This window comes from Streptomyces lothianensis (assembly GCF_047779955.1).
Taxonomy (GTDB): domain Bacteria; phylum Actinomycetota; class Actinomycetes; order Streptomycetales; family Streptomycetaceae; genus Streptomyces.
This window is the reverse complement of the sequence record NZ_JBLMKT010000045.1, coordinates 53388-78995: the sequence shown is the minus strand read 5'-3', so window position 1 is coordinate 78995 and position 25608 is coordinate 53388. Positions and strand designations below refer to the sequence as shown.

The following is a 25608-nucleotide window of genomic DNA, read 5'->3' as shown; positions in this document are numbered from 1 at the left end:
CCGTATGGCCGTACCGGAAGGAAGCACCGACGGCGTGACCACCGACCGCGACCGCCCGCCCGGCGGCGATACTCCGCCTCCCGTCGGCCGCCCGTCGGCGAAGAGCCACCTGAGCCCACCGGAGAAAGGTCACCTGAACCCGCCGGCGAAGAGCGACCTGAGCCCGCCGGCGAAGCGCCGTGTGCTCGTGTCCAAGCTGGTGTGGATCGGCATCTGGCTGGTCTTCCTCACCTCCCCGGTGCAGGACCTCGCCGACGGCAACCACGCCCCGGCGGCCACGGCCCTGGGCTGGACCGGCCTCGCCGTCTTCGTCGCCACGTACCTCTCCCTCGTCTTCCGGTACACCTCCCGCATCCGCTCCTGGCCGCTCCCGAGCCTGTCCCTGGCCTTCCTGTGCGCGCTCGCCGCGGTGCTCGCCCACGCGTACGGGGACGACTGGCTCGGCCTGTTCGTCTACGTCACCGTGGCGACCGGCGCGGTTCTGCCCTTCCGTCACGCGGCCTGGGCGATTCCGCTGGTCACGGCCGTGATGCTGGCGACCGGCGTACGTACGGAGCCGATCGGCGAAGTGGTCGTCTCGCTCGGCCTGCTGACCCTGATGATCGGATTCGCGATGGCGGGCGTACGGCAGCTCATCCACACCACGATCCAGCTCCGCGAGGCCCGCGCGACCGTCGCGGAACTCGCCGCGAACGAGGAACGGCTCCGGCTCGCCCGGGACCTGCACGACCTCCTGGGCCACTCCCTCTCCCTCATCACGCTCAAGAGCGAACTCGCGGGCCGCATGCTGCCCGAGCGCCCCGACAGCGCCGCCGAGCAGGTGGCCGACATCGAGCGGGTCAGCCGACAGGCACTGGCCGACGTACGCGAAGCGGTCACGGGTTATCGCCGCGCTACCCTCGCCGGCGAACTGGCGGGTGCGCGTACGGCCTTGGCCGCCGCGGGCATCGTCGCGACCGTCCCCACGTCCGTCCCCGCCTCCGCCACCGAGCTGCCCACGCCCTGCGAGGAGGCTCTGGCCTGGTGCCTGCGCGAGGCGGTCACCAACGTCGTACGCCACTCCGGCGCCGACCGCTGCACGGTGACCCTGAGCGTCCACCAGGCCCCGACCGGACCGATGTGCGAGCTCACGATCGAGGACAACGGCCGCGGCACACCCGCGGTCTCCGCCCCGCGGGAGACCGGAACAACCGCCTCCGCACCGCCCGCCACCCTGACTCCCGCCACCCTGGCGTCCGGCAACGGCCTCACCGGCCTCACCGAACGCCTCACAGCCGTCGGCGGCACCCTGGAGGCCGCTCCCGGCCGCAGAGGCTTCCGCCTCACGGCCCGGGTTCCCGTGGGGGACGGGGGAGCGCGGGACGGGGCCGGGGGAGCGGAGTCCGGGCAAGGCAGCGTGCAGGCAGGTTCCGCGGGCATGGCAGGATCCGCCTCATGACCGCCGAAACGATCAAGGTGCTCCTGGCCGAAGACCAGTCGATGGTCCGCGAGGCACTCGCGGCGCTCCTCGGCCTCGAACCCGACATCGAGGTGGTGGCCCAGGTCGCCCGCGGCGACGAGGTGGCGGACGCGGTCCGCACCCACACCCCCGACGTGGCCCTCCTGGACATCGAGATGCCGGGCGTCACCGGTCTGGAGGCGGCGGCACTCCTGCACCCGCGCTTCCCGGACCTGAAGCTGGTCATCCTGACGACGTTCGGCCGCCCCGGCTACCTTCGCCGCGCCATGGAGGCCGGCGCCTCGGCCTTCCTCGTCAAGGACGCCCCGGCGGCGCAACTCGCGGAGGCGGTCCGCAAGGTGCTCGCCGGCGAGAAGGTCATCGACCCGGCGCTCGCGGCGGCCGCCCTCGCGGAGGGCGCCGACCCGCTGACGGACCGCGAACGCGAGGTCCTGCGCGAGGCGGCCGACGGCGCGACGAACGCGGAACTCGCCACCCGCCTCCACCTCTCCCAGGGCACGATCCGCAACTACCTGTCCACGGCCATCCAGAAACTTGCCGCCCGCAACAGGGCGGAAGCGGTCCGCATCGCGAGGGAGAAGGGCTGGCTGTAGTTCTCCGCCCGTCCGGCATCCTCAGCCGCGGCAGGCGCCACCCACCGCACTCTCAATTCAACCGGGCCCGAGCCGCCCGAGCCTCCCCCCGCACCAGCTCGGCGGCACCCGGCTCCACGGAATCCAGCACCGAGGCGTAGGCCTCCAGCTCCTCCGCCCCGCGCACGAACTCCCCTCGCCGCGCCAGCAGCTGAGCCCGCTCGTACCGCAGCCGTGCCGGATGCGAGGGCAGCAGCAGGGACAGTTCGACGGCCCACAGTGCCACCCCGGAGTGCTCCGGCCGCGCCGCCGCCCAGGCCCGGATGTTGTTGAGGATCCGCAGCACGATGGAGAGCGTCGTCGCGGGCCGCAGCATCGAGGGATCGAGCGGCGCCCCCGTCGCCCCGGCCACGAGCAGCGAGGCATCCGCGGAACTCAGCACCCGCCCCCCGTCGAAGGGATCGGCGAGCAGCGGCTCGTCCTCCGGCTCGCCGAAGCCGACCGTGAAGTGCCCGGGCAGCGCCACCCCGTACACGGGCGCTCCGGCGCGCCGTGCCACCTCCATCCACACCACGGACAGCAGGATCGGCAGCCCCCTGCGGCGCCGCAGCACCTGGTGCAGGAGCGAGGACTCGAGCCGCTGGTAGTCCGCGGGCGTGCCGTGGAACCCGCAGCGTTCACCGAGCAGGTCCCCCACCGCACGCGCCCAGGCCTGTGCCCCGCCCGGCCGGTACGGCAGCATCCCGGCAAGCCGGTCGAGTTCGATCTGCGCCGCGTCGATGGCCGAGGAGTCCCCGGCCCCGTCCGCCTCCGCCCCGATGAGCAGACACAGCAGGGCGAGGTCCGGCCGCTCGGCCCGGGCCTCCTCGGCGAACTGCTCACGCCACGTCGGCTCGCTCATGGACCCAGAGCGTATGGGCAAACCGCGCCCGGGCCCGAGCGGTCTGATCCGGACGGGTCCGCCGGCACGCTCTCAGGCCGGTTCCGGGGCCCGGTGGTAGTGGTAGTGGTGATGCGGGGCGAAGCCCATCCGCTCGTACATCGCCTTCGCGGCCTCGTTGCCGGATTCCACCTGCAGCCAGGCCGCCGAGGCGCCTTCCTCCAACGCCTGCCGCGCCATGGCCGTCATCACCGCGGTGGCGAGCCCGCGCCGCCGGTACTCGGGGGAGACCTCGACGGCCATGAACCCGGCCCACCGCCCGTCGACCACACACCGCCCGATCGCCGCGGGCACCCCGTGCCCCGAACCGGCTCCCTCCTGCGAGGCCACCGAGGCGAACCACACCGAAGGCCCGCCGTGCAGCACCTTGAGCACGGCGGGTGAGCCTTCCCCGAAGCGCTGGTAGCGGCTGAGCCAGGCCTCGTCGCAGGTCCGCGCGAGGCGCACCCCGCTCACGTCCGCATCCGCGTCGCCGAGCGGCGCGAGCGCGCCCGTCCACACCTGCGCGGGCGTGTGCTGCGCCCAGCCCCGCCTCTCCAGCTCCGCGCACAGGAGCTCATGCGTGCCCTCGGCCCCGGTCGAGGTCTGCACGTCCGCGTGCAGCCCGCGCCGCGCGTACCACTCGCGTACGAGGCCGAGCGCCTCGTCCAGCGGCACTCCGGGGTCGCCGAGCGCGAGCACGGAGTTGGCCCGCCGGGTGAAGCCGTCCGCGTACCGCAGTTCCCAGTCCCCGAGCGACTCGCTCTCGACCGGCTGCCAGCCGCGCGCGGTCGCCCGTGCCAGCTCCTCGAACGTGGCCGCGGGACCGCGTCTGCGGGCGGGCGCGGCGGGCACGATCTTCCCGGCGACCAAAAAGGAGTCCACGATGCGGACGATCGAGCCGTCCCGGCGTGTGATGAGCAGCACATCGTCATCCCATGATGTGAGAACCCCCACCGTGTCGGTGAACTTCTCACCAGGGGTTCCGGCCTCTGTGAGTGCCCGGACCGAGACCCGTTTGCCCACGTCGGACCGGTTGATGCGGATTTTCATGAGACCGCCACCGATGATTTCCACTGCTCAGTCCGCCCCTCCTGTTCGGATCACGCCCCGGAACGGAGATACTAGAGGCGGGCATCGACGACGCCGCGCTCCCGCGCGCCAGGTGGCGGAGGCCCAAGCGGCCCGCCAGCGCCCTATCGAGGAGGAACGACAGCGTGACCTACGTCATCGCGCAGCCTTGTGTCGACGTCAAGGACAAGGCGTGCATCGAGGAGTGCCCGGTCGACTGCATCTACGAGGGCTCCCGGTCCTTGTATATCCACCCGGATGAATGCGTCGACTGTGGTGCCTGCGAGCCGGTCTGCCCGGTCGAGGCGATCTTCTACGAGGACGACACTCCCGAGGAGTGGAAGGACTACTACAAGGCGAACGTCGAGTTCTTCGACGAGCTCGGCTCCCCGGGTGGTGCCAGCAAGCTCGGCCTGATCGAGCGCGACCACCCGTTCATCGCCGCACTGCCGCCGCAGAACCAGTAAGCCGTACTGGCGAAACCGGCGGACCACGCCTTCAGGGTCCCGTAGCGGGCAGTGCACCCCACTGTCCGCCACGGGACCTCAGTGCCCCAACAGGCAACGTTCGCCCCGTCGCGACGCCCGGCACGCACTCTCGCCGCACCGCCCGAAACCCCAAGTACGTCCAGTACGAGGGATTCCGGCCGGCGCGACGAGAGCACGCACCGGACGCCGCTCCTTGACGGGCAAACGTTGCCTGTCGGGGCACTGGTGTTTTCACGTACGTACGAGAAAGTGAGCACCCCCGTGAGCGCAGTCTCCGCGCGTCTGCCCGTGTTCCCCTGGGACAAGCTGGAGCCGTACAAGGCCACCGCCGCCGCGCACCCGGACGGCATCGTGGACCTCTCGGTCGGCACGCCGGTGGACCCGGTGCCCGAGCTGATCCAGAAAGCCCTGGTGGCCGCCGCCGACTCGCCCGGCTATCCCACGGTCTGGGGCACGCCCGAGCTGCGCGACGCGCTCGTCGGCTGGTGCGAGCGGCGCCTGGGCGCCCGCGGGTTCACCCACCGCAACGTACTGCCGACCGTCGGCTCCAAGGAGCTGGTGGCCTGGCTGCCGACCCAGCTCGGCCTCGGCCCCGGCGACCGGGTCGCCCACCCGCGGCTCGCCTACCCCACGTACGAGGTGGGCGCGCGCCTCGCCCGCGCCGACCACGTGACGTACGACGACCCCGCCGAGCTCGACCCGGCCGGCCTGAAGCTTCTCTGGCTGAACTCGCCCTCCAACCCCACCGGGCGCGTCCTCACCAAGGACGAACTGACCCGGACCGTGGCCTGGGCCCGGGAGCACGGTGTCCTCGTCGTCTCCGACGAGTGCTATCTGGAGCTCGGCTGGGAGGCGGAGCCGGTCAGCGTGCTGCACCCCGAGGTCTGCGGCGGCTCGTACGAGGGCCTGATCGCCGTGCACTCGCTCTCCAAGCGCTCCAACCTGGCCGGCTACCGCTTCGCGTTCCTCGCGGGCGACGAGGCCCTGCTCCAGGACCTGCTGCAGATCCGCAAGCACGGCGGCATGATGACCGCCGCGCCCGTGCAGGCCGCGGCCGCCGTCGCGCTCGGCGACGACACGCACGTCACCGAGCAGCGCGCCCGGTACGCGGCCCGGCGCGCGGCGCTGCGGGACGCGCTGCTCGCGCACGGCTTCCGCATCGAGCACAGCGAGGCGAGCCTCTACCTGTGGGCGAGCCGCGACGAGAACTGCTGGGACACCGTCGGCCACCTCGCCGGCCTCGGCATCCTGGTCGCCCCCGGCGACTTCTACGGGACGGCGGGGGAGCGGTTCGTGCGCGTGGCGTTCACGGCGACCGACGAGCGGGTCGCGCAGGCCGTGCGGCGGCTGGGCGGCGGCGCCTGATCCGCGCGTACGGCAGGTGAGACGCCCGTACGGCAGGTGAGACGCCCGTACGGCAGGTGAGACGGCCGCACGGCACTTGTCCCCCTCCCCTCCGCATGTCATGTGTCTTCGCGTCCTCGCACTGTCCTCGCGCAACGCGAAGGGGCCCGGGAAACGTTCCCGGGCCCCTTCCGCGTCCGTACGACGGTGCGGCGCGTACGACGGTGCGGCACGCGTGCGCCGGCGGATCGGCCGCTGTCCGTGCGTGCCGGATCAACCGCCGATCGGCAGGCCGCCCATGAGCGCGTCGGTGGGCAGTCCGGCGCCGGCGATCGGCAGACCGTTGGCGCTCAGCCCCTGGGTGGTGAGGCCCTGCTCGGTCAGGGCGTCGGTCGGCAGCGCGTTTCCGACGACCGGCAGGCCGTCCTGCCCCGTCGCCTGCTCCGCGGCGGGCGTGGCGGCCCTGCTCGTGTCGCCGAGGGCCTTGTTCGCGGCCGGCAGCGCCGTCTCGACGGCCTGCGAACCGGCGGTGCCCGCCAGGCCGGTGACCGTGCTGCCGAGCCCGGCGCCGTCCAGGGCGGTGAGGCCGCCGAGGTCGGGGGCGGCCGGGAGGCCGGCGGCGCTCGCGGAGCCGGCCGCACCGACCGCGGAGGCCGCTCCCGCTGCGGTGAGCAGCGCGGCACGGGCGATCCGGCGGGTCAGGGGGAGGGACATGGTGCTCCTTCGGGGCGGAAGATCGTTCGTCTGGCCTTGCGCCGTGACTACCGCTCGAAGCGCGGGAAGGTTGCGGTTCGGCAACGTAAAGAGTTGGCAATGCGTCGCATCATCGTCTCGGGTCAAACCGGATGAAACGGATCCTTCGCCTGGGCGTGGCGAAGCGTCACTTCCCTTGGGGCGCAAGGGTTCTGGGCGCCGCGGCAAGCTGCGTAGAAAATGTGGTCCTACGTTCGCGCGTCCGCCGCCGGGCTAACCCGTACGGGTGAGGGCCGTTCAGGCGGCGGTGACGATGAGCACCCGGTCCGCAGCGCCGGAATCCGCCCCCGACCCGGTACCCGACCCCGTATCAGAACCCGCCTCGGAGCCCTCCGCCCCGGAGCCGCCCTCCGCCCCGGAGCCGCCCTCCGCCTCGCGCCACCGGCCGCCGTTCTCACCCGCGACCCACTCGCGCCCGTCGTACGCGACCCGCTCGAGCCGCAGACCGTCGGCATGCGCCACCGCCCACTGCGCGAGCTCCCAGCCGCGCCGCGCCGGATCATCCGTTCCGGCCGCACCCGTGGTCACCGGCACGGCCACCGTGCGCCGCAGCTCGTCCGGTCCGGCACCCTCGGCGGCCTGGCCGCCCCCGGCGACCTCCGCGCCCGCCGACTCCGTATCCGGCAGCACATCCCGCCCGAAGTCCCTGCGCAGCGCATCGCGCACCTTCGCCGGATCGCCGGCCTGCGCGGACCGCGGCCCCTCGCACTTCAGCGCGCCCGCGGCCCGCCCGGTGAGTGCCGCAGAGAGCAGCGAGGCGTCCGGCTCGTGCTTCGCGTACGCCTGCGGGAACCCGCTGCGCTGCACCTTCTGCGCGGCGACCGTCAGCGGCAGCCGGGAATAGCCGGGCACCTCCTTGAGGTGCTCATAGAACTTCCCCGCCGAGTACACCGGGTCCATGATCTGCTCGACCGTGCCCCAGCCCTGAGAGGGCCGCTGCTGGAAGAGGCCCACCGAATCGCGGTCGCCGTAGTCGATGTTGCGCAGCCCCGACTCCTGCAGCGCGGTCGCGAGCGCGATGGTCACGGCCCGCTCGGGCATCCCGCGGGTGGTGCCCACGGCGGAGATCGTCGCCGCGTTCTGCGCCTGCTCGTACGTCATCTCGTACGAGGCGCCGCCCGCACCGAGCACGGTGCAGCGCGGCAGCGGCTTGCCGCCGCCCTCGTACTGCACGGCCACGTACCCGGCGATCCCGAGCAGCACAAGAGCGGCCGCGCCGAACCGGAGGAAACGGCCGCGACCCGCGTTCTCGGAAGACTGCTCGGGCACGCGCCCACCGTACTGGAGCCCGAGGAGCGCGCAGGCACGGAGTCCGGGTCTCGGAGGGCGCGGAGTCCGGGTCTCGGAGGGCACGGAGTCCGGGTCTCGGAGGGCGCGGAGTCCGGGTCTTCGGCGGGCGCGGAGTCCGAGGAGCAGACGGACACGGACCCTACGCGAAGCGGACGTTAGGCTCCCCACCATGGCCGACCAGCAGACCCCGCACAGCCCGAACGCCCAGCCGGACACCGAGCCCCACGTCCAGCCGAACTCGATCGACCTCGACCTGGACGCCGCGAAGCTCACCGCGCAGCTCGTCGACTTCGCCTCGCCCAGCGGCTCGGAGAAGCCGCTCGCCGACGCGATCGAGACGGCGCTGCGCGCGCTGCCGCACCTGAGGGTGGACCGGTTCGGCAACAACATCGTGGCCCGTACCGGCCTCGGCCACGCCGAGCGCGTCATCCTGGCCGGCCATATCGACACCGTGCCGATCGCGGACAACGTCCCCAGTCGCCTCGACGCCGACGGCACCCTGTGGGGCTGCGGCACCACCGACATGAAGTCCGGGGTCGCGCTCCAGCTGCGCATCGCCCGCACCGTGCCCGCCCCCAACCGCGACCTCACCTTCGTCTTCTACGACAACGAGGAGGTCGAGGCGCACCTCAACGGCCTCGGCAAGGTCTCCGAGGCCCACCCCGACTGGCTCGCGGGCGATTTCGCGATCCTCCTCGAAGGCACCGACGGCCTGGTCGAGGGCGGCTGCCAGGGCACCCTCCGCGTCTTCCTGGAGTTCCGGGGCGAGCGGGCCCACTCGGCACGCGCCTGGATGGGCGCCAACGCCGTCCACCGCGCCTCCAAGGCGCTGGCCGCCCTCGCCGCGTACGAGCCGCGCAAGCCGGTGGTCGACGGGCTGCAGTACCACGAAGGCCTCAACGCGGTACGCGTGGAAGGCGGCGTCGCGGGCAACGTCATCCCCGACGCGTGCACCCTGGTCGTCAACTTCCGCTACGCCCCGGACCGCTCCATGGACGAGGCCCTCGACTTCGTCCGCGACTACTTCGCCGACTGCGATGTCGACGAGTTCGTCGTCGACGACCACTCCGGCGGCGCCCGCCCCGGCCTGCACCACCCGGTGGCGGCGGCCTTCGCCGAGGCGGTCGGCGGCGAACCCCGCCCCAAGTTCGGCTGGACCGACGTCTCCCGCTTCAGCGACCTCGGCGTCCCGGCCGTCAACTTCGGCCCCGGCAACCCGATCTACGCCCACAAGATCGACGAACGCGTCGACACGGCGAAGATCCTGGAGGGCGAGAAGGTCCTGAGGGCCTGGCTGACGACGTAGGCGAGCCGCAACGATGGCCAGGGAGCCCAGGGAGCCCAGGGAGCCCAGGGAGCCCAGGGAGCCCAGGGAGCCCAGGGAGCAAGCCCCCGGCCACCACCCGCACCCCGCCAATTCCGCCCCTGGCCACCCGCCCCGACTTACCCTGGCCCGTACGCAGCGGAAGGAGTACGTCATGGCCAACTCGGAAGCGCAGGGCCCGCCGGAGGAGCAGCGTCTCGGCCCGGTGGTGCGGCGCCGCGAGCAGATCACGCCCGGCACCACCGACCAGCGTCTGCTCGACTCCGAGGGGGATTCGGAGTGGCTGCACACCGACCCCTGGCGGGTGATGCGCATCCAGTCCGAGTTCGTCGAAGGCTTCGGCGCCCTCGCCGAACTCCCCGGAGCCATCAGCGTCTTCGGCTCGGCCCGCACCAAGCCCGACACCCCCGAGTACGAGGCGGGCACCGCCCTCGGCCGCGCCCTCGTCGAGGCGGGCTTCGCCGTGATCACCGGCGGCGGTCCGGGTGCGATGGAGGCCGCGAACAAGGGCGCCCGTGAGGCCATGGGCATCTCCGTCGGCCTCGGCATCGAGCTGCCCTTCGAACAGGGACTCAACGCGCACGTCGACATCGGCGTCAACTTCCGCTACTTCTTCGTCCGCAAGACGATGTTCGTGAAGTACGCCCAGGGCTTCGTGGTCCTCCCCGGCGGCCTCGGCACCCTCGACGAACTCTTCGAGGCCCTGACCCTCGTCCAGACCCGCAAGGTCACCCGCTTCCCGATCGTCCTCTTCGGATCCTCCTACTGGAGCGGCCTCGTCGACTGGCTCCGCAACACGGTCATCGCCGAGGGCAAGGCCTCCGAACGCGACCTCCTCCTCTTCCACGTCACGGACAGCGTGGAGGAGGCGGTGGCGCTGGTGACGAAGGAGACGGGGCGCTGAGAGCCGGGCTGCGGAACCTGGCCGCTGAGAGCCGGGCTGCGGAACCTGGCCGCTGAGAACCGGTCGGCGAGAACTGTCGGCCGGCCGGATCCGGCGGTTAGCCTCGGCGGATGCTTCCCGACCCCGAGCGGCCCCGGAACGTCTTCACGCGCCACCGCGACAACGTGATTTACGCCTATACGACGGGTTCCGGCGCGCTCGGCGCACTGGAACCCGTCGCCGTGTTCCGGCCGTTGCCCGGCGACGAGGTCGTGGAGTCGGCCGTCCGGCCCGACCTGGAGCGCGCCGTGTACACGACTTCGAACCGGGCCGTCTGCCTCACACGCGCCGGTGAGCTGGTCTGGGCCTCGGACTTCGAGCCGTACTCGGACCGGCCCCACGGCCACCGCCCCGGCTGTGCACTGTCCTCGGACGGCCGTCGCGTGTGGGTGTACCGGCCGGACGCGATGGCGGGCCGCGGCGGCGCGGACCAGTGGGTCATGCACGATGCCGACAGCGGGGAGGTGCTGGCCCGCCGGGAGCTCGGGACGGCCGGACACGGCGCCTTCCACCATGTGCACCCGGTGGACGGCAGCGTCTACCTCGACATCGGGGAAGGCCAGGACGGCGCCGTCGTCCTCAGGGCCACGCCCGGGGCCGGCGGCGAACCGGAATGGGTGACCTACCCGTGGTGGGACCGCTGCCTGATCGCTCTGGCACCGGACGGGCAGCACTTCATGACCGTCCACCACGGACAGGAGGATGTCGCCTTCCACCGGCATCCCGGCGGGGAGGTGCTTTTCACCCTGCCCGCAGCGGCTTTCGGATACGACCCGGACGAGACCTTCGTGGAGTGGAGCGGCGGCTATCTGACCCGGGACACGGCCGTCGTCACCCTGGGCGGTGAGGGCCAGGACGGGGAGGACTGGTTCCGCCACCACCTGGTCGACGTGCGCACCGGCACGCCTGGCGACGAGATCGCCGTGGAGGTGACCAGCCCGTACGAGCTGGTGCCCCTGGGCGACGGCTCCTGGCTCACCGACGGTACGGACGGCCACCCCGTCCGTACCCGAACCGCGCCTTCGCACTGAGCGCTTCGGCCGCAGGACACGCCCTATGCCAGCCCCCGGCGCGCCACCGCCGGGGGGCGGTGGCCGGCGATGGAGGCGACCATGTCGAGCACCTGCCGCGTCTCCGCCACCTCGTGCACGCGGTAGACCTGCGCGCCCAGCCAGGCCGACACCGCCGTCGTCGCCAGCGTTCCGATCACGCGTTCCTTGACCGGCTTGTCGAGGGTCTCGCCGACGAAGTCCTTGTTCGACAGGGAGACGAGGACGGGCCAGCCGGTCTCTGCCATCTCGCCGAGGCGACGCGTGGCCTCCAGGCTGTGCCGGGTGTTCTTGCCGAAGTCGTGCCCCGGGTCGATCAGCACGGACTCCCGTGGCACCCCCAGCTCCACCGCACGCTCGGCCAGCCCGGTCGTCACCTGGAGGATGTCGGCCATCACGTCCGCGTACGAGGTCCGGTGCGGCCGGGTCCGCGGTTCGACGCCGCCCGCGTGCGTGCAGACGAGGCCCACACGGTGCCGTGCCGCCACCTCGGCGAGTTTCGGATCGACCCCGCCCCAGGCGTCGTTGAGCAGATCCGCCCCGGCCCCGCAGACGGCCTCGCCGACCTCGTGCCGCCAGGTGTCCACGCTGATGATCACATCGGGGAAGCGCCGTCGCACCTCTGCCACGAAGCCGACCGTGCGCCGCGCCTCCTCCTCGGCGGTGACCTCCTCGCCGGGCCCGGCCTTCACCCCGCCGATGTCGACGATCTGGGCCCCCTCGGCGATGGCCTGCTCGACCCGCGCGAGCGCCGGCTCGTCACGGAAGGTGGCGCCCTGGTCGTAGAAGGAGTCGGGCGTCCGGTTGACGATCGCCATGATCACCGGCTCATACGGCCCGAACTCCCGCCGCCCGAGCCTCAGCGCTCCCGGCATCGCCACACTCCCTTTCCGCACACTCTTTCCGCACACTGGTCATCGCTGCAGACCCTAGCTGGCCGGTCTCCGCCGACCGGTCTCCGCCGAACAGTCGACGGCGGTCCGTCCGCGACTGTCGGTCCTCGGCGGTCCGTCCCCGACTGTCGGTCCTCGACTGTCGGTGCCGCATGGCACGATCGGACGCGGACCAACTCATCTCCGGGGAGTCGACGTGTTCTGGTTCCTGCTCATCGCACTGGTCGTGGTCGTCACCGCGGTCACGCTCGCCGTGCTCGGCGGCTCCGAGGACGGTGTGCTGCCCGAGGCCCCGCCCCAGTACCTGATCGACCCGCTGCCCGCGGACCGCCCGCTGGCCCGCGCCGACGTGGAGGCACTCCGCCTGCCCACGGCCGTACGGGGATATCGCATGGCCGAGGTCGACGACGCGCTGTCCCGGCTCGGCGCCGAACTCGCCGAGCGGGACGCGCGGATCGCCGAACTGGAGCGCTCCCTCGCGGGCGTACAGGCGACGGCCTCGGCGGGCCCGGGCCTGTTCGACCAGGGCTACGGGGCCCCCGCTCCCTCAGATCCCGGGGGACCCTCCGATGCCTCCGGCCCCTCCGGCCCCTCCGGCCCCTCCGGACCTATGGAGCATGACGGCGGCTTCGACACGCCCGAAGGGCCGAAGGCATGAGCGGCGGCGAGGCACAGCCCGGACCCGACGGTGCACTGCGCTGCCCCTGGGCCCTGTCGGCGGAGGACTACATCGCGTACCACGACGGGGAATGGGGCCGCCCCGTACACGGCGACGACGCCCTGTACGAACGCCTCTGCCTGGAGGCCTTCCAGTCCGGCCTGTCGTGGATCACGATCCTGCGCCGCCGCGAGAACTTCCGCCGCGCCTTCGCCGAGTTCCGGATCGAGAAGGTCGCGGCCTTCACGGAGCAGGACGCCGAGCGCCTCCTCGGCGACGCCGGCATCATCCGCAACCGCGCCAAGATCGAGGCGACACTCGCCAATGCGAGGGTCCTCGCGGAGTGGGAGCCGGGCGAACTCGACACGTTCATCTGGTCCTTCGCCCCGGACACCGCCGCCCGCCCCGCTCCCCGCACCCTCGCCGAGGTCCCGGCGGTCACCGACGCGTCGACGGCCCTGTCCAAGGCCCTGAAGAAGCGCGGCCTCCGCTTCATCGGCCCGACCACGGCCTACGCCCTGATGCAGGCCTGCGGTCTGGTCGACGACCACTTGGCGGACTGCGCCTTCACCGCCCCAGATAGACCGGCTTCTCCTTCGCGATGAACGCCCCCACCGCGATCGAGTGATCCTCGGACGCCCCGGCCCGGGCCTGCAGTTCCTCCTCCTTCTCCAGCGTCTGAGCCAGCGAGTGCGAGGCTCCGAACGCCAGTGACTCCTTGATCGCCGCGTAGGCGAGCGTCGGCCCGGAGGCCAGGGACCGGGCCACGGACGCGGCCTCCTCGGCCAGCGACTCCGCCGCCACCACGCGGTTGGCGATCCCCAGCTCGTACGCCTCCTGCGCCTTCACCGAACGCGGGAACAGCAGCAGATCCGCCGCCCGCCCGGGCCCGACCACACGCGGCAGCGTCCACGACACACCCGAGTCGGCGGTCAGCGCGACCCCCGCGAACGAGGTGTTGAAGGAGGCGCTCTCCGCCACCACCCGGTAGTCCGCGGCGAGCGCGAACCCGAACCCGGCTCCGGCCGCGACCCCGTTCACCCCGGCCACCACGGGCTTCTGCATCTCGGTGAGCGCCCGCACGATCGGGTTGTAGTGCTCACGCACCGTCGACATCGTCTCCCCGCGGCCGGAGGCGCGGTCCGCCTCCAGGGATCCGATGTGCTCCTTGAGGTCCTGCCCGACACAGAACGCCCGCCCGGTGGCCGTCAGGAGCACCGCCCGCACCGCGGGGTCGGCGGCCGCGGCCTGCACGGCCTCGCGCAGGGCGACCTTCGCCTCGGTGTTCATCGCGTTCATGGCCTCGGGACGGTTCAGTGTGATCGTCGCGAGCCCGTCGCCCACCTCGTACAGCACGGTGTCGGCCATGAAGGTCGTCCCCTCGTCACGTATCAACAGGTACAGGTGCACGCATGGTCACCACGCGCGCGTCACAGCACAGCATGGCTCAGACCGATCACCCCGGGTACGGGCCCCGGTGTGTGACGTACATCAAAGAATTCACGACTGCTGAGGGGTGTGAAGCGGAGAAGTATCGCAGTCACATCGCCGAATTGAGTGGTTTTGCTCAAGTGCGTTGCGCAAGCGATGCCGGCTGATGTTGGTCATCGGGTCCTGCGATGCGGGATAATGGCCTGGAAGCAATGTGTTCGATGCCGGTGACACTGCGCCCTGCCTGGGGCCGCCGGCTGCGTGAGCTGGTTTCAGGAAGGGGAACGAGCATGGCGGCCATGAAGCCGCGGACGGGCGACGGCCCGCTCGAGGTGACCAAGGAGGGGCGGGGCATCGTCATGCGCGTTCCGCTCGAAGGCGGCGGTCGGCTCGTCGTCGAGCTGACTCCCGACGAGGCCGATGCACTCGGCGACGCCCTGAAGAAGGTCGTCGGCTGACGCAACGTCCGCGCACCACCCTTCACCGCCCCGGCACACTAACAAGTGCCGGGGTGGTGTCGTTTTGGGGGGTTGTACGCGGAGGTCGGGCGCCCCGAGCTTGGCAAGTGCCCGAGCCTGGCGGGGCCCCGAGCCACGCGGATGCCCCGAGCCACGGGGATACCCCGAGCTGCCCGGGCGGCCGCGTTACGCGGGTGCCCCGACCGGCCGCTTCACCGCACACAGCAGCCCGTCGCCCACCGGCAGCACCGACGGCACGAGCTCCGAGCTCTCCCGTACGGTCCGCAGCAGCTCCCGCAGGCGCAGCACCTCCACCGGCTGGGGCCCCGAGTCGACCGTACGGCCCTCCGCGAAGACGCCTTCGAACACGACGAGACCGCCGGGGCGCAGGAGGCGCAACGATTCAGCAAGGTAGTCGACGCACTCGCCGCGGTCGCCGTCGCAGAAGACGAGGTCGTACCCGCTGTCCGCGAGCCGCGGCAGTACGTCCAGGGCACGCCCGGGGATGAACCGGGCCCGGTTCGTCGCGAAACCCGCGGCCCGCAGCGCGGTGCGCGCGAACTGCTGGCGCTCCGGCTCCGGGTCGACGGTGGTGAGCACCCCGTCGTGCCGCATGCCGCCGAGGAGATGGATTCCGGACACGCCCGTGCCGGTGCCGATCTCCGCCACGGCCTTGGCGCCGACCGTCGCGGCCAGCATCCCCAGGGCGGCACCGGTCGCGGGCGAGACGGCGCGCAGCCCTGCCTCGTGCGCGCGCTCGCGCGCCCAGAGCAGCGCCTCGTCCTCCGCGACGAAGGCGTCGGCGAATGCCGAACTCGGCGGCCGGTTGCCGGTAATGGCCCTCTCCTGTCTCCCCGTGCCGGAGGCCTGGCCCCTGGCCCCATCTGGCCGTGACTGTATCCGTTGGGGCGGGAACCTGCTGATGGGACCGGGCGTTGTAAAGGAAGTGCGAGGGCGGGCGGACCCCTCGGGAAGTTCTGGTGCCACAAGACGGGGGGGAAGGAAGTGGACCAGGGGGACGAAGCGTACGAACGACCGGGCGAACCCCGGCCGAGAACTTCAAATTCTTGTAAAGACTCTTATCCTGAGCTAACGGGCGAGGTGGCTATGGTAGGGGCTCCACTGGACACCACCAGAGCTGACAGGGGAGGTGCGGCTGCGCGCGGTGACCTCGGGACGATGGCGCGAATCAAGCGCCGTTTCCGCAGGTCGGCGGGCGAGCCGAAATCCGTGACCGACACCGCTGACCACTCCGCCGTTTCCGCACAGACCGCGACCTTTGCCGCCGATGCGGAATCGCAGGCGTGGACTCCGCCCAGCTGGGAGGAGATCGTCAGCACGCACAGCGGCCGCGTCTACCGCCTCGCCTACCGCCTGACGGGCAACCAGCACGACGCCGAGGACCTCACCCAGGAAGTCTTCGTGCGCGTCTTCCGCTCGCTGTCCACCTATACGCCGGGCACGTTCGAGGGCTGGCTGCACCGCATCACCACCAACCTCTTCCTGGACATGGTCCGCCGCCGCCAGCGCATCCGCTTCGACGCCCTGGGCGACGACGCGGCCGAGCGGCTGCCGAGCCGCGAGCTCGGACCCCAGCAGGTCTTCAACGACACGCACTTCGACGCGGACGTCCAGCAGGCCCTCGACACCCTCGCCCCCGAGTTCCGTGCCGCCGTCGTCCTCTGCGACATCGAGGGCCTTTCGTACGAGGAGATCGCCGCCACCCTGGGTGTGAAGCTCGGCACCGTGCGCAGCCGGATCCACCGTGGCCGCTCCCAGCTCCGCAAGGCCCTGCAGCACCGCTCGCCCGAGGCGCGTGCCGAGCGCCGTTCGCTGGCGTTCGTGGGCGCGCCCGCCGTGGAGGGAGGGGGCGCGACCGCGTGAGTGGATCACAGCTCAATCCTGCCGAGAGACAGCTGGCCGAGCAGCATCTGGGCGACCGGCTCGCCGCCCTGGTGGACGGCGAGCTGGGCCATGACACGCGCGAGCGGGTGCTCGCGCATCTCGCCACCTGCGCCCGGTGCAAGGCCGAGGCCGATGCCCAGCGGCGGCTGAAGTCCGTTTTCGCCGAGGTGGCACCCCCTCCGCCCTCGGAGAGCTTCCTCGCCCGGCTGCAAGGCCTCTCCGACGCGGGCGGACCCGAGGACGACCGGGGCGGTCCCTTCGACCGCGGCGACCGGGCCGGCCCGGTCGACCGCGGGGAGCGGACCTCGGCCTTCGCCCGTGGCGGCAAGGGTGACCCCTTCGGTGCCCCGTTCGGCGAGGGTGTCTTCGGCGTGCGGGGAGGGGGCGGTCTCGGGCTGCGGCCCGAGAGCTTCTCGTATGCGCCCTCCGGCGGCCGCGGCGGGATGCTGCCCGGCGGCGACCGCGCGGGCGGCTTCCGTATCCACGATGTGGGCCGTGGCGGCGAGGCACGTGGATCCGCCTCGCGTGGACGGCGGTTTGCCTTCGCGGCGGCCGGGGCGGTCTCGCTGGCGGCGATCGCGCTCGGCGGCGTCTCGGGGATGCCCGTCGACAGCGCCGAGGCGCGGGGCGGGGCCAATGCATCGCCGCCGCGCAGCCAGGGAGCAGGGGCGGCGGCCGAGTCGAACCGACGGCGTGGCGCTGGGCAGAGTGCAGATGCCGAGGCGCCCGGGAAGCTGCCCAAGCCCGTCGCGGCGACCGGTGTGGCCGCTCCGGAGGTGGTGGCTCCGGACCAGCTGCCCGTCACCTCGCCGATACTGAACCGTCCGCCGGCCCTGCCGCCGCTGATACGTCCGGTGGGCGTCCAGTTGCCGTATGCGCCCCTGCAGCCGCTCGCCCCCGGTGCCCAGGTCCCGCTCGCTCCGGGCGCCGAGGCGCCCCTCGCCGCGAGCTCCACACCCCCCTTTGCCGCGAGCTCCGCTGCACCGATGCTCGCGAGCTCCGCGCCTCCCTTCACCGCGAGCTCCCCGGCGCCGGGGTTGGGCGAACCGCCCAACCCGTCCCCATCTGCCGGGCTTTCGCTGCGCGGCCACTGACCCTGCTGCTGCCCGCACGTCCGGAGACCTGGTTGAATCCCAGGGTGGGGCCGCCTTGTGGAGGCAGGCCCCCTGCGGGGGTTGCGCCTGGTGGGGGCGGATCCGGGTCGGCCGTACTTCGCCGTGCGGCCGCTGCCGAGGATCGCACCGCACCGGCCGGGACCTCGCACAAGCCCGCGCCCGAACCTGGGGCCGCGGGATCGAGACGCCGAGCGCTGCGTGGGGAGAGGCATGGACGAGGGCAAGCCCGCCGGGCCCAAGCCGAAGTGGTGGAGCCGACCCCGAAGCACGGAGGCCTCGACGACCACGGCACCGACGACGGGGGCGGCGCCGGAAGAGGGGCCGACGCACCTGCCGTCGGAGCCTGCACGGGATGCTTCCCCCGGTCCCGAGGCCCCACGACCGCAGCCCGCCGTGGACGGCGACTACCCGCTGAGCGCCCCGAACCCCGAGCCCGCCACACCTGCGGAGCCGGATGCGCCCGCGTCCGCCGAGCCGGTCGCGCCCGCGCCCGCGTCCGCCGGGCCGGATGCCCCCGTGCCCGCTGAGCCGGTCGGCTCCGCTCCCGTGGAGCCCGTCGCGTCCGCTCCTGCCGAGCGTCCGAGTCCGTTGCACGAGCCCGATCCGTACAGCACGCCGCCGTACGGCGGGCCCGGGCCCTGGGCGCCCGCGCCGCCCGTGCAGCATCCGGTGGCCACGCCCGCGCAGGGGACCGCGCTGCCGCAGGGGCAGCAGATACCCGGTGGCGCACCCATTCCTGGCGCGCCCGTGCCTGAGACCCAGCAACAGGTAGCACCGGCCCAGCCCATGGCCCTCCATGGCCAGCCCGCCGCCGCACCTGCCCAGCCCCTTCCGGGCCAGGGCGGCGAGCCCGCAGCCACCCAGCCACCGGCCAACCAGCAGCCCCAGCCCGCCGCCCAGGCAGTGGACGGCCCGCAGAGCCACCCCGCAGCCACCCAGCAGGGTCACCCCGCAGCCGCCCAGGCGCAGACCGCCCCGCAGGGCCGGCCCGCCGCCGCAGCCGCTCAGGGGGCCCCGCACGCGTCGCACCCGACCGGCACCGGCGCCGCAGCCCATGCCCACGCCGCCGCTCCCCAGCAGCCCACCCTGCCCGGCGCGCAGCAGCCCGCCGCTCAGTACGCGCCCTCCGCCCCCTGGGCCGCCTACGACCCGTGGCAGGTGCGGCAGCAGCCGCTGCTGCCCGGTGGCAGTGACGTCGGGGCTCCGAAGCGGAAGTCGCGGAAGGGGCTGCTCGTCCTCGGGGCCGTCGCACTGGCCTTGGTCACCGGCGGAATCGGTGGCGGCGTCGGCGCCTATATCGAGCGCAACGGCGGCGTCGGAACGGTCGAACTGGACCAGGCCGGCGAGGACTCGGGCGACCGCGCCCCGGACAGCGTCGCCGGGATCGCCGCCAGCGCCCTGCCCAGCGTGGTCACCCTGCACGTCACCGGCGACGACGGGGCCGGTACCGGCACCGGCTTCGTGCTCGACCGCAAGGGCCACATCCTCACCAACAACCACGTCGTCGAGCCGGGAGACGACGGCGGCGAGATCTCCGTGACGTTCAGCGGCGGCGAGACCGCGAGCGCGAAGATCGTGGGCCGCGACGCCGGATACGACCTGGCCGTGGTGAAGGTCTCCGGGGTCAAGGGCCTCAAGCCCCTGCCGCTCGGCAACTCCGACAATGTCCGTGTCGGTGACCCGGTCGTGGCGATCGGCGCGCCCTTCGACCTCTCCAACACCGTCACCTCCGGGATCATCAGCGCGAAGGAGCGCCCGATCACGGCCGGCGGCGAGTCCGGCAGCGATGTCTCGTATGTGAACGCGCTGCAGACCGACGCCCCCATCAACCCAGGCAACTCCGGCGGTCCGCTCGTCGACGCCAAGGCCCATGTGATCGGGATCAACAGCGCCATCCGCTCGGCGGGCAACGGCGGCCCGGACGGCAGCCAGGCGGGTTCCATCGGTCTCGGTTTCGCGATCCCGATCAACCAGGGCAAGCGCGTCGCCGAGCAGCTCATCAACGACGGCCGCGCCACCCATCCGGTGATCGAGGTCACGCTCGACCCCCAGTTCTTCGGGGACGGCGCGAAGGTCGCCGAGGAGGGCTCCGGCGGCACGCCCGCGGTCAAGCCCGGCGGCCCGGCCGACAAGGCGGGCATCGAGCCCGGGGATGTGATCACCGGGGTGGACGGCCAGCGGATCCATTCGGCCGAGGAGCTGATCGTGAAGATCCGCGCCCAGGAGCCCGGCGACCGGATGAAGTTGACCATCGAGCGCGACGGCAAGGAGCGGGACATCACGCTGACCCTCGGCGAGGCGGACGACTGACAGCAGGGCCCCGTACAGCGGGCGTTCACCGAAACGTCCGGGGATCGATCACCGTTCCCGGCGGCCGGACCGTACCGGTCGCCGGGAGAGGCGGGTACCGTGGACCTGCCCGGAAACAGGTCTGTGCGGCCACCTTCCGACGGGACGAGGACAGGGCAAGGAGCGACAGGTGTTCAACGACATAGGCGGCTGGGAGCTGATCACGCTCGTGATCCTTGCCGTGCTCGTCTTCGGCCCGGACAAGCTGCCCAAGGTGATCCAGGATGTCGCCGGCTTCATCCGGAAGGTCCGCGCCTTCTCCGACAGCGCGAAGCAGGACATCAGGGACGAGCTGGGACCGGAGTTCAAGGACTTCGAGTTCGAGGATCTGAACCCCAAGAAGTTCATCCGCAAGCAGATCGACCAGCACGGCGGCGACCTCGGCATCGACGAGATCCGCAACGGCTTCGATCTGAAGAAGGAGATGGCCGAGGTCGCGGACTCGGTGAACGGCCGTGAGCCCGCCGCGGACAGCGGTGGCTCCGTCGGCAGGCCGAGCCTGTCCAAGGGCCCGGATCTGCAGAAGAAGCCAGCCCCGGCCCAGGACGAGCGCCCGCCGTTCGACTCCGACGCCACCTGACCCGCTGCGGGCGCGCCCTCGAAGCGCCCCTGTGCGCCCTCGCGCGCCGTCCCCTCGCGCCCGTATCGCGCCGCTCGTGACGCGGCCCGCCCCCGCCGGAAACCGTCCCCAAGGAGCGGTATCGCTATCCTCCTACGGTGTTGTCCGACTCAGGACGCCCGAGGGGGGCGGGCCGAATGCGGACGGAACAGGACGAAGGAGGCGGCCGACAGATGGAGACGACGAGTCACAGCGGGGCGCGCACGGTCGAGGGGTATCTGCTCGCACCGTTCCCGTGGTACGCGCTCGACGAGGCCTTCACCGGACCGCGCTGGCTGATGCAGGTCGGTGCCGCCGCGGACGGCACGGTCGAGCACGGCTCGCTCGGCCACGGTGACGAACCGGTCGTCCGCGCCGACATGAGCGCCGACCGTGAGCGTTTCGCGGTGGTGGTGAGCATCCCGTCCAACCCCGTGCGCCGCAGCGCCGACGGGACCGGTCTCCTGGAGGCGACCTCGGTCTCCTCCGCGGCCTGGCTGGCGGGCGCGGGACTGCTGAGCTTCACCTGGCCGGGGCAGATGGACCACGCGCTGCGCGACGACTGGCTCGCCCAGCAGACCGAGACCGCCTGGGTGCTCGCCGACGATCTCACCGGCGGCGACTGGTCGACGCTCTCGCTGCCGGTGGACGGCGTGCCACGGCCGTTCCACTACCGCGAGTCCGAATTCGGCTGGGTGCTCGCGGGCTCCACCGAACAGGGCGTCCACCTGGGCGCGTACGGCCGCGGCATGAGCGCGTACGGGCTCGGCTTCTCGATGGTCAAGGACCTGGCGGCGTACGAGGGCTGAGCGCGCGGCCGCGTGGTGCCGAGCATCCCGCCGCGCGGCCCGGGCGCACGCGGATACGAGGACGGGGCGCCCCTCACCGTGAAGGGCGCCCCGTCCTCGTATGACAGCTCTCAGAACTTGTTGCGCGGTGTGATCCCGAGCGACATGCCGGACAGGCCGCGCTGGCGCCCGCCGAGCTTGCCGGCGATGGAGCGCAGCGCCGCACCGGCGGGCGAGTCGGGGTCGGACAGGACGACCGGCCTGCCGTCGTCGCCGCCTTCGCGCAGCCGCACGTCGATGGGGATGGCGCCGAGGACCGGCACCGAGGCGCCGGTGGTCTTGGTGAGGCCTTCGGCGACCTTCTCGCCGCCGCCCGTGCCGAAGACGTCGATCATCTCGTCGCAGTGCGGGCAGGGCAGGCCGGACATGTTCTCGACCACGCCGACGATCTTCTGGTGCGTCTGCACCGCGATCGAACCGGCCCGCTCGGCCACCTCGGCGGCGGCCTGCTGCGGGGTGGTGACGACGAGGATCTCGGCGTTGGGCACGAGCTGGGCGATGGAGATCGCGATGTCGCCGGTGCCCGGGGGCAGGTCGAGAAGGAGCACGTCCAGGTCGCCCCAGTAGACATCCGCGAGGAACTGCTGGAGCGCGCGGTGCAGCATCGGGCCGCGCCACACCACCGGCGCGTTGCCCGGCGTGAACATGCCGATCGAGATGACCTTCACGCCGTTCGCGGCGGGCGGCATGATCATGTTCTCGACCTGGGTGGGCTTGCCGTCCGCACCCAGCATGCGCGGCACCGAGTGGCCGTAGATGTCGGCGTCCACGACACCGACCTTGAGGCCGTCGGCCGCCATCGCCGCGGCGAGGTTCACGGTCACCGAGGACTTGCCGACGCCGCCCTTGCCGGAGGCCACCGCGTACACCCGGGTCAGCGAGCCGGGCTTGGCGAAGGGCACCTCGCGCTCGGCGGTCCCGCCGCGCAGCGCCGCCGCCAGTTCCTTGCGCTGCTCGTCGCTCATCACGTCGAGCGTGACCTCGACGGCGGTCACCCCCTCGACGGCCTGCACGGCCTCGGTGACGCGCGAGGTGATCGTCTCGCGCATCGGGCAGCCGGAGACCGTGAGATAGACGGTGACGGCCACCGCGCCATCCGCCGAGACATCGACCGATTTGACCATGCCCAGCTCGGTGATCGGCCGGTTGATCTCGGGGTCATTGACCGTGGAGAGCGCCTCGCGGAGGGCTTCCTCGGTCGGGAGGGGGTCCCCCCGCCCGAGGTTGTTCGAGGGTGGGGGAGTGTCGGTAGCCATGCAGAAATAGTACGGGCGCGCGGAGCGCCTCCGTATCCCCGCTCAGCGGTCGTCTTCGTCACGCCGGGCCTCCGCCGCCGACGGGAATACCTGGCGCTGCTGCTCGCGACGCTCGTCCATCTCTCTGATCAGGTCCTGCAGTTCCGAGCGGATCCAGTCGCGGGTCGCCACCTCGCCCAGACCGATCCTCAGCGAGGCGATCTCCCTGGTCAGGTATTCGGTATCGGCGATGGAGCGCTCGTTCTGCTTACGGTCCTGTTCGAGGTTGACGCGGTCGCGGTCGTCCTGCCGGTTCTGCGCGAGCAGGATCAGTGGCGCGGCGTAGGAGGCCTGCAGCGAGAGCATCAGGGTCAGGAAGATGAAGGGGTACTCGTCGAAGCGCAGAGCGTCGGGGACGATCATGTTCCAGATCACCCAGACCAGGATGAAGACCGTCATCCAGACGAGGAACGTGCCCGTCCCGAGGAAGCGCGCGATCCGCTCCGACATCCGCCCGAACGCGTCGGGGTCCACCTCGGGCACGAAGCGCCGCCGCGGCGGAGCCGGCTGGTCGAGCCGTACCCGGGCGCGGGCCAGGGCCCGCTCCTTGGTGGCGCTCTCGCCGCGCTCGCCGGACCCGTGGTCACTCATGGACACCGTCCACCGTCTCCGCCGCGTGGAACTCCGTCTCGCGCCAGTCGTCCGGCAGCAGATGGTCGAGTACGTCGTCGACGGTGACGGCACCGAGCAGCGAGCCGCCGTCGTCCACGACGGGCGCCGCGACCATGTCGTACGTGGCGAAGAAGCTGGTCACCTCGGGCAGCGAGGTCTCGGGGCTGAGCGTCTGCAGATCCTTGTCGAGCATCGTGCCGACGAGCGTGAACGGCGGATCGCGCAGCAGCCGCTGGAAGTGGATCGTGCCGAGGTATCTGCCGGTCGGCGTCTGGTCGGGCGGCCGGCAGACGTAGACCTGCGCGGCGAGCGCGGGGGAGAGGTCGGGATTGCGGATCCGGGCCAGCGCGTCGGCGACCGTGGCGTCCGGCTGCAGCACGATCGGTTCGGTGGTCATCAGGCCGCCCGCCGTGCGTTCCTCGTAGGCCATGAGCCTGCGGACGTCCGCGGCCTCCTCGGGCCGCATCAGTTCGAGCAGCTTCTCCTGCTCGTCCTCGGGCAGCTCGCCGAGCAGGTCCGCCGCGTCGTCGGGGTCCATCGCCTCAAGGACGTCGGCGGCGCGCTCCTCCTGGAGCTTGCCGAGGATCTCGATCTGGTCGTCCTCGGGCAGCTCCTCGAGTACGTCGGCGAGCCGGTCGTCGTCGAGTGCCGCGGCCACCTCGATCCGGCGCTTCGCGGACAGATGGTGCAGCACGTTGGCGAGGTCGGCGGCGCGCAGCTGCTCGAACGTGGCGAGCAGTGACTCCGCGCCCTGCCCGTGCTCCTCCAGCGTGAACCCGGTGACCGCCGACCACTCGACGGTCAGCGCCTCTCCCTTGGCCCGCCGGAACGTCCCGGCCTTCCCCTTCCGTACGTACACCCGGTCGATCTGCCAGTCGCGACGCGCCGGGAGTTGCTGCACCGACACGTCGAGAACCGTGACCTCCTCGCCGGATTCGACCAGGCGCACACGGCGGTCGAGCAGCTCGCCGAGGATCAGGCGTTCGGTGGGCCGCTGCTCGAAGCGCCGTACGTTCAGTACGCCGGTCGTGATGACCTGGCCGGCCTGGATGCCGGTGACCCGGGTCATGGGCAGGAAGATCCGGCGCCGCGTGGACACCTCGACGACGAGGCCGAGAAGGCCCGGCGGCCGGTTGCCCACGCGCAGGTTCGCCACCAGGTCACGGACGCGCCCCACCTGGTCGCCGTTGGGGTCGTAGACGGCGGCGTCCGAGAGGTGCGAGACGAAGATCCGGGGAGTGCTCGACGCCATACGGTCTCCTTCCCGGCCCTTCCCGATCCTTTTCGGGCAATACGGACTTCAGGCTAGTCCGACCGGTTTGGAAACGCCCTGGTGGGGCGTCCGTAAGGCTGTCCGCGAGTGCGCGGGCGGGCCCGGGTACGCTGCCCTACTGGCGAGAAACCTGGATGAGAGGCAGCAGCTCACGTGACCGCGAACCACCTGGGTCGTGCCCGCCGAACCGCCGTGGCCGGCGTGCTGAGCGCAGGGCTCATCGCCGGGACGGCGGGACTGACCGGCTGCGGAGCCGAGGACCCCGACGCGGGCACCAACGGAGTGGCCAAGCTCTCCGCCGAGAAGATCCACAGCCGTTCGCGGGCGGCGGCGGACAGTGTGGCCTCGGTGACCATCGATGCCGATCTGGTCGTCAAGGGGCAGCCGTACAAGATCGAGATGAAGCTGAACGCGGACGGCGGCACCGGGAAGATCACCGATGACGGGGTCAGCTTCCGGCTTCTGCGCGTCGGCGACGACGTCTATCTGCAGGCCGATGCGGCGCTCCTCAAGGGCGACAAGGGCGCGGGCGGGAAGCAGAAGGGTGACGGCAAGGCGGACGATGGCAAGGAGGGCGACGAGCTCCCCAAGTCCACCAAGCTCTCCGACAAGTACGTGAAGGTCCCCGAGGACGACCCCAAGTACGAGCAGCTGCGCGTCTACACCGACAAGGGCGAACTGCTCACCATGCTCCTCGACATACCCGGCAGACTCACCAAGGGCGACCGCTCCGAGGTCGGCTCCGTCCGCACGATCCAGCTCGACTCGGACAACGGCAAGGGCGGCACGCTCGACGTCGCCCTGGAGGGCGAGCCGTACCCGCTGCGCCTGGTCCGCGCGGGCAACGCCGGCACGCTCCGCCTCAGCGACTGGGGGCAGCCGGTGAACCTGGACGCCCCGTCCAAGAAGGACGTGGTCGACTTCGGCGACAAGCTGAGGGCTTCCGAGAGCTAGGGCGTGT

Annotated in this window: 26 protein-coding genes; 16 read left to right on the top strand and 10 right to left on the bottom strand. The window is 72.0% G+C overall.

All coding sequences use genetic code 11. The features are described from left to right. Window positions 1-133 precede the first annotated feature (133 nt). Both ACLF6P_RS16685 and ACLF6P_RS16680 read left to right on the top strand, forming a co-directional pair. A complete protein-coding gene (locus ACLF6P_RS16685) occupies window positions 134-1438 on the top strand; it encodes a sensor histidine kinase (RefSeq protein WP_415951203.1) in 1305 nt (434 codons plus the stop codon). Then, window positions 1435-2052, top strand: coding sequence for a response regulator transcription factor (locus tag ACLF6P_RS16680; RefSeq protein ID WP_415951144.1), 618 nt, complete (start codon window positions 1435-1437; stop codon window positions 2050-2052). Before ACLF6P_RS16685 ends, ACLF6P_RS16680 begins: the two co-directional genes overlap by 4 nt. Before the next feature lie 52 nt (window positions 2053-2104). Here ACLF6P_RS16680 and ACLF6P_RS16675 read toward each other — a convergent pair whose 3' ends face one another. Further along, on the bottom strand, window positions 2105-2932 hold the full coding sequence (locus tag ACLF6P_RS16675; RefSeq protein ID WP_415951142.1) for a transglutaminase-like and tetratricopeptide repeat-containing protein: 828 nt from the start codon (window positions 2930-2932) through the stop codon (window positions 2105-2107). A 72-nt stretch (window positions 2933-3004) separates the two neighbouring features. Next, window positions 3005-4027 carry a GNAT family N-acetyltransferase gene (locus ACLF6P_RS16670; protein ID WP_415951141.1) on the bottom strand — a complete coding sequence of 341 codons (1023 nt, stop codon included), beginning with the start codon at window positions 4025-4027 and terminating at the stop codon, window positions 3005-3007. Between the two features lie 140 nt (window positions 4028-4167). On the opposite strand from ACLF6P_RS16670, the gene fdxA reads away from it, so the two are divergent. Beyond that, window positions 4168-4488 (top strand): ferredoxin, encoded by a 321-nt coding sequence (gene fdxA / locus ACLF6P_RS16665; protein ID WP_018089397.1) that lies wholly within the window; start codon window positions 4168-4170, stop codon window positions 4486-4488. Between the two features lie 282 nt (window positions 4489-4770). Beyond that, complete coding sequence (locus tag ACLF6P_RS16660; protein WP_415951140.1) at window positions 4771-5874, top strand: bifunctional succinyldiaminopimelate transaminase/glutamate-prephenate aminotransferase; 1104 nt, start codon at window positions 4771-4773, stop codon at window positions 5872-5874. A 252-nt stretch (window positions 5875-6126) separates the two neighbouring features. On the opposite strand, the gene ACLF6P_RS16655 is transcribed toward ACLF6P_RS16660, so the two are convergent. Then, entirely contained in the window at window positions 6127-6567 is a 441-nt protein-coding gene (locus ACLF6P_RS16655; RefSeq protein WP_415951139.1) for an ATP-binding protein, read from the bottom strand. A 276-nt stretch (window positions 6568-6843) separates the two neighbouring features. Next, the gene (locus ACLF6P_RS16650; protein ID WP_415951138.1) at window positions 6844-7875 is read right to left on the bottom strand and encodes a heavy metal transporter; all 1032 of its coding nucleotides are present in this window, start codon (window positions 7873-7875) and stop codon (window positions 6844-6846) included. A 190-nt stretch (window positions 7876-8065) separates the two neighbouring features. Here ACLF6P_RS16650 and dapE point away from each other — a divergent pair, with 190 nt between their 5' ends. The 3 genes from dapE to ACLF6P_RS16635 all read left to right on the top strand — a co-directional run bounded on the left by dapE (window position 8066) and on the right by ACLF6P_RS16635 (window position 11194). Then, window positions 8066-9202: a succinyl-diaminopimelate desuccinylase gene (gene dapE, locus ACLF6P_RS16645; protein ID WP_415951137.1), complete on the top strand. Its 1137-nt coding sequence runs from the start codon at window positions 8066-8068 to the stop codon at window positions 9200-9202. A 172-nt stretch (window positions 9203-9374) separates the two neighbouring features. Continuing rightward, on the top strand, window positions 9375-10124 hold the full coding sequence (locus ACLF6P_RS16640) for an LOG family protein (protein ID WP_415951135.1): 750 nt from the start codon (window positions 9375-9377) through the stop codon (window positions 10122-10124). Between the two features lie 110 nt (window positions 10125-10234). Next, the gene (locus ACLF6P_RS16635) at window positions 10235-11194 is read left to right on the top strand and encodes a hypothetical protein (RefSeq protein ID WP_415951133.1); all 960 of its coding nucleotides are present in this window, start codon (window positions 10235-10237) and stop codon (window positions 11192-11194) included. 23 nt (window positions 11195-11217) lie between these two features. On the opposite strand, the gene folP is transcribed toward ACLF6P_RS16635, so the two are convergent. Next, the gene (gene folP / locus ACLF6P_RS16630; RefSeq protein ID WP_415951132.1) at window positions 11218-12087 is read right to left on the bottom strand and encodes a dihydropteroate synthase; all 870 of its coding nucleotides are present in this window, start codon (window positions 12085-12087) and stop codon (window positions 11218-11220) included. A gap of 214 nt (window positions 12088-12301) precedes the next feature. Between folP and ACLF6P_RS16625 the strand changes: the two genes are divergently transcribed. Both ACLF6P_RS16625 and ACLF6P_RS16620 read left to right on the top strand, forming a co-directional pair. After that, window positions 12302-12763, top strand: a complete 462-nt coding sequence (locus ACLF6P_RS16625) for a DivIVA domain-containing protein (RefSeq protein ID WP_415951131.1) — start codon at window positions 12302-12304, stop codon at window positions 12761-12763. Beyond that, on the top strand, window positions 12760-13368 hold the full coding sequence (locus ACLF6P_RS16620; RefSeq protein ID WP_415951130.1) for a DNA-3-methyladenine glycosylase I: 609 nt from the start codon (window positions 12760-12762) through the stop codon (window positions 13366-13368). Before ACLF6P_RS16625 ends, ACLF6P_RS16620 begins: the two co-directional genes overlap by 4 nt. On the opposite strand, the gene chcB is transcribed toward ACLF6P_RS16620, so the two are convergent. Continuing rightward, entirely contained in the window at window positions 13331-14131 is an 801-nt protein-coding gene (gene chcB, locus ACLF6P_RS16615; RefSeq protein ID WP_415951128.1) for a 2-cyclohexenylcarbonyl CoA isomerase, read from the bottom strand. The genes ACLF6P_RS16620 and chcB overlap by 38 nt on opposite strands. A 353-nt stretch (window positions 14132-14484) precedes the next feature. Between chcB and ACLF6P_RS16610 the strand changes: the two genes are divergently transcribed. Then, window positions 14485-14652: a DUF3117 domain-containing protein gene (locus tag ACLF6P_RS16610; RefSeq protein ID WP_003966491.1), complete on the top strand. Its 168-nt coding sequence runs from the start codon at window positions 14485-14487 to the stop codon at window positions 14650-14652. Between the two features lie 186 nt (window positions 14653-14838). Here the strand turns inward: ACLF6P_RS16610 and ACLF6P_RS16605 are convergent, their stop codons facing one another. Then, a complete protein-coding gene (locus ACLF6P_RS16605; protein WP_415951202.1) occupies window positions 14839-15552 on the bottom strand; it encodes an O-methyltransferase in 714 nt (237 codons plus the stop codon). A gap of 207 nt (window positions 15553-15759) precedes the next feature. Between ACLF6P_RS16605 and sigE the strand changes: the two genes are divergently transcribed. The 5 genes from sigE (at window position 15760) to ACLF6P_RS16580 (ending at window position 21428) form a co-directional block, all read left to right on the top strand. Beyond that, entirely contained in the window at window positions 15760-16536 is a 777-nt protein-coding gene (gene sigE, locus ACLF6P_RS16600; RefSeq protein WP_415951127.1) for an RNA polymerase sigma factor SigE, read from the top strand. Next, window positions 16533-17651, top strand: a complete 1119-nt coding sequence (locus ACLF6P_RS16595) for an anti-sigma factor family protein (protein ID WP_415951125.1) — start codon at window positions 16533-16535, stop codon at window positions 17649-17651. The genes sigE and ACLF6P_RS16595 overlap by 4 nt, the downstream gene beginning before the upstream one ends. A 231-nt stretch (window positions 17652-17882) precedes the next feature. Then, entirely contained in the window at window positions 17883-19982 is a 2100-nt protein-coding gene (locus tag ACLF6P_RS16590; protein ID WP_415951124.1) for a trypsin-like peptidase domain-containing protein, read from the top strand. Window positions 19983-20151: 169 nt separating this feature from the next. Then, on the top strand, window positions 20152-20601 hold the full coding sequence (locus tag ACLF6P_RS16585) for a sec-independent translocase (protein WP_415951123.1): 450 nt from the start codon (window positions 20152-20154) through the stop codon (window positions 20599-20601). 212 nt (window positions 20602-20813) lie between these two features. Then, window positions 20814-21428 carry a hypothetical protein gene (locus ACLF6P_RS16580; RefSeq protein ID WP_415951122.1) on the top strand — a complete coding sequence of 205 codons (615 nt, stop codon included), beginning with the start codon at window positions 20814-20816 and terminating at the stop codon, window positions 21426-21428. A 110-nt stretch (window positions 21429-21538) separates the two neighbouring features. Here the strand turns inward: ACLF6P_RS16580 and ACLF6P_RS16575 are convergent, their stop codons facing one another. From ACLF6P_RS16575 to ACLF6P_RS16565, 3 genes are read right to left on the bottom strand one after another with little or no spacing between them, the layout of a single operon-like run. Then, complete coding sequence (locus ACLF6P_RS16575; RefSeq protein WP_415951121.1) at window positions 21539-22723, bottom strand: Mrp/NBP35 family ATP-binding protein; 1185 nt, start codon at window positions 22721-22723, stop codon at window positions 21539-21541. A 42-nt stretch (window positions 22724-22765) separates the two neighbouring features. Continuing rightward, on the bottom strand, window positions 22766-23353 hold the full coding sequence (locus tag ACLF6P_RS16570) for a DUF1003 domain-containing protein (RefSeq protein ID WP_415951119.1): 588 nt from the start codon (window positions 23351-23353) through the stop codon (window positions 22766-22768). Further along, window positions 23346-24626: a magnesium transporter MgtE N-terminal domain-containing protein gene (locus ACLF6P_RS16565; RefSeq protein WP_415951118.1), complete on the bottom strand. Its 1281-nt coding sequence runs from the start codon at window positions 24624-24626 to the stop codon at window positions 23346-23348. Before ACLF6P_RS16565 ends, ACLF6P_RS16570 begins: the two co-directional genes overlap by 8 nt. A 174-nt stretch (window positions 24627-24800) precedes the next feature. Here ACLF6P_RS16565 and ACLF6P_RS16560 point away from each other — a divergent pair, with 174 nt between their 5' ends. Next, complete coding sequence (locus ACLF6P_RS16560; protein WP_415951117.1) at window positions 24801-25601, top strand: hypothetical protein; 801 nt, start codon at window positions 24801-24803, stop codon at window positions 25599-25601. Window positions 25602-25608: the final 7 nt, after the last annotated feature.

Excerpts from the sequence above, each read along its gene's own strand:
- ACLF6P_RS16565 (WP_415951118.1), bottom strand. The coding sequence starts at position 24,626 with ATGGCGTCGAGCACTCCCCGGATCTTCGTCTCGCACCTCTCGGACGCC.
- ACLF6P_RS16590 (WP_415951124.1), top strand. The coding sequence starts at position 17,883 with ATGGACGAGGGCAAGCCCGCCGGGCCCAAGCCGAAGTGGTGGAGCCGA.
- ACLF6P_RS16640 (WP_415951135.1), top strand. The coding sequence starts at position 9,375 with ATGGCCAACTCGGAAGCGCAGGGCCCGCCGGAGGAGCAGCGTCTCGGC.
- ACLF6P_RS16680 (WP_415951144.1), top strand. The coding sequence starts at position 1,435 with ATGACCGCCGAAACGATCAAGGTGCTCCTGGCCGAAGACCAGTCGATG.
- ACLF6P_RS16570 (WP_415951119.1), bottom strand. The coding sequence starts at position 23,353 with ATGAGTGACCACGGGTCCGGCGAGCGCGGCGAGAGCGCCACCAAGGAG.
- sigE (WP_415951127.1), top strand. The coding sequence starts at position 15,760 with ATGGTAGGGGCTCCACTGGACACCACCAGAGCTGACAGGGGAGGTGCG.
- ACLF6P_RS16610 (WP_003966491.1), top strand. The coding sequence starts at position 14,485 with ATGGCGGCCATGAAGCCGCGGACGGGCGACGGCCCGCTCGAGGTGACC.
- ACLF6P_RS16635 (WP_415951133.1), top strand. The coding sequence starts at position 10,235 with ATGCTTCCCGACCCCGAGCGGCCCCGGAACGTCTTCACGCGCCACCGC.
- folP (WP_415951132.1), bottom strand. The coding sequence starts at position 12,087 with ATGCCGGGAGCGCTGAGGCTCGGGCGGCGGGAGTTCGGGCCGTATGAG.
- ACLF6P_RS16620 (WP_415951130.1), top strand. The coding sequence starts at position 12,760 with ATGAGCGGCGGCGAGGCACAGCCCGGACCCGACGGTGCACTGCGCTGC.
- ACLF6P_RS16580 (WP_415951122.1), top strand. The coding sequence starts at position 20,814 with ATGGAGACGACGAGTCACAGCGGGGCGCGCACGGTCGAGGGGTATCTG.
- ACLF6P_RS16575 (WP_415951121.1), bottom strand. The coding sequence starts at position 22,723 with ATGGCTACCGACACTCCCCCACCCTCGAACAACCTCGGGCGGGGGGAC.
- ACLF6P_RS16675 (WP_415951142.1), bottom strand. The coding sequence starts at position 2,932 with ATGAGCGAGCCGACGTGGCGTGAGCAGTTCGCCGAGGAGGCCCGGGCC.
- ACLF6P_RS16655 (WP_415951139.1), bottom strand. The coding sequence starts at position 6,567 with ATGTCCCTCCCCCTGACCCGCCGGATCGCCCGTGCCGCGCTGCTCACC.
- dapE (WP_415951137.1), top strand. The coding sequence starts at position 8,066 with ATGGCCGACCAGCAGACCCCGCACAGCCCGAACGCCCAGCCGGACACC.
- chcB (WP_415951128.1), bottom strand. The coding sequence starts at position 14,131 with ATGGCCGACACCGTGCTGTACGAGGTGGGCGACGGGCTCGCGACGATC.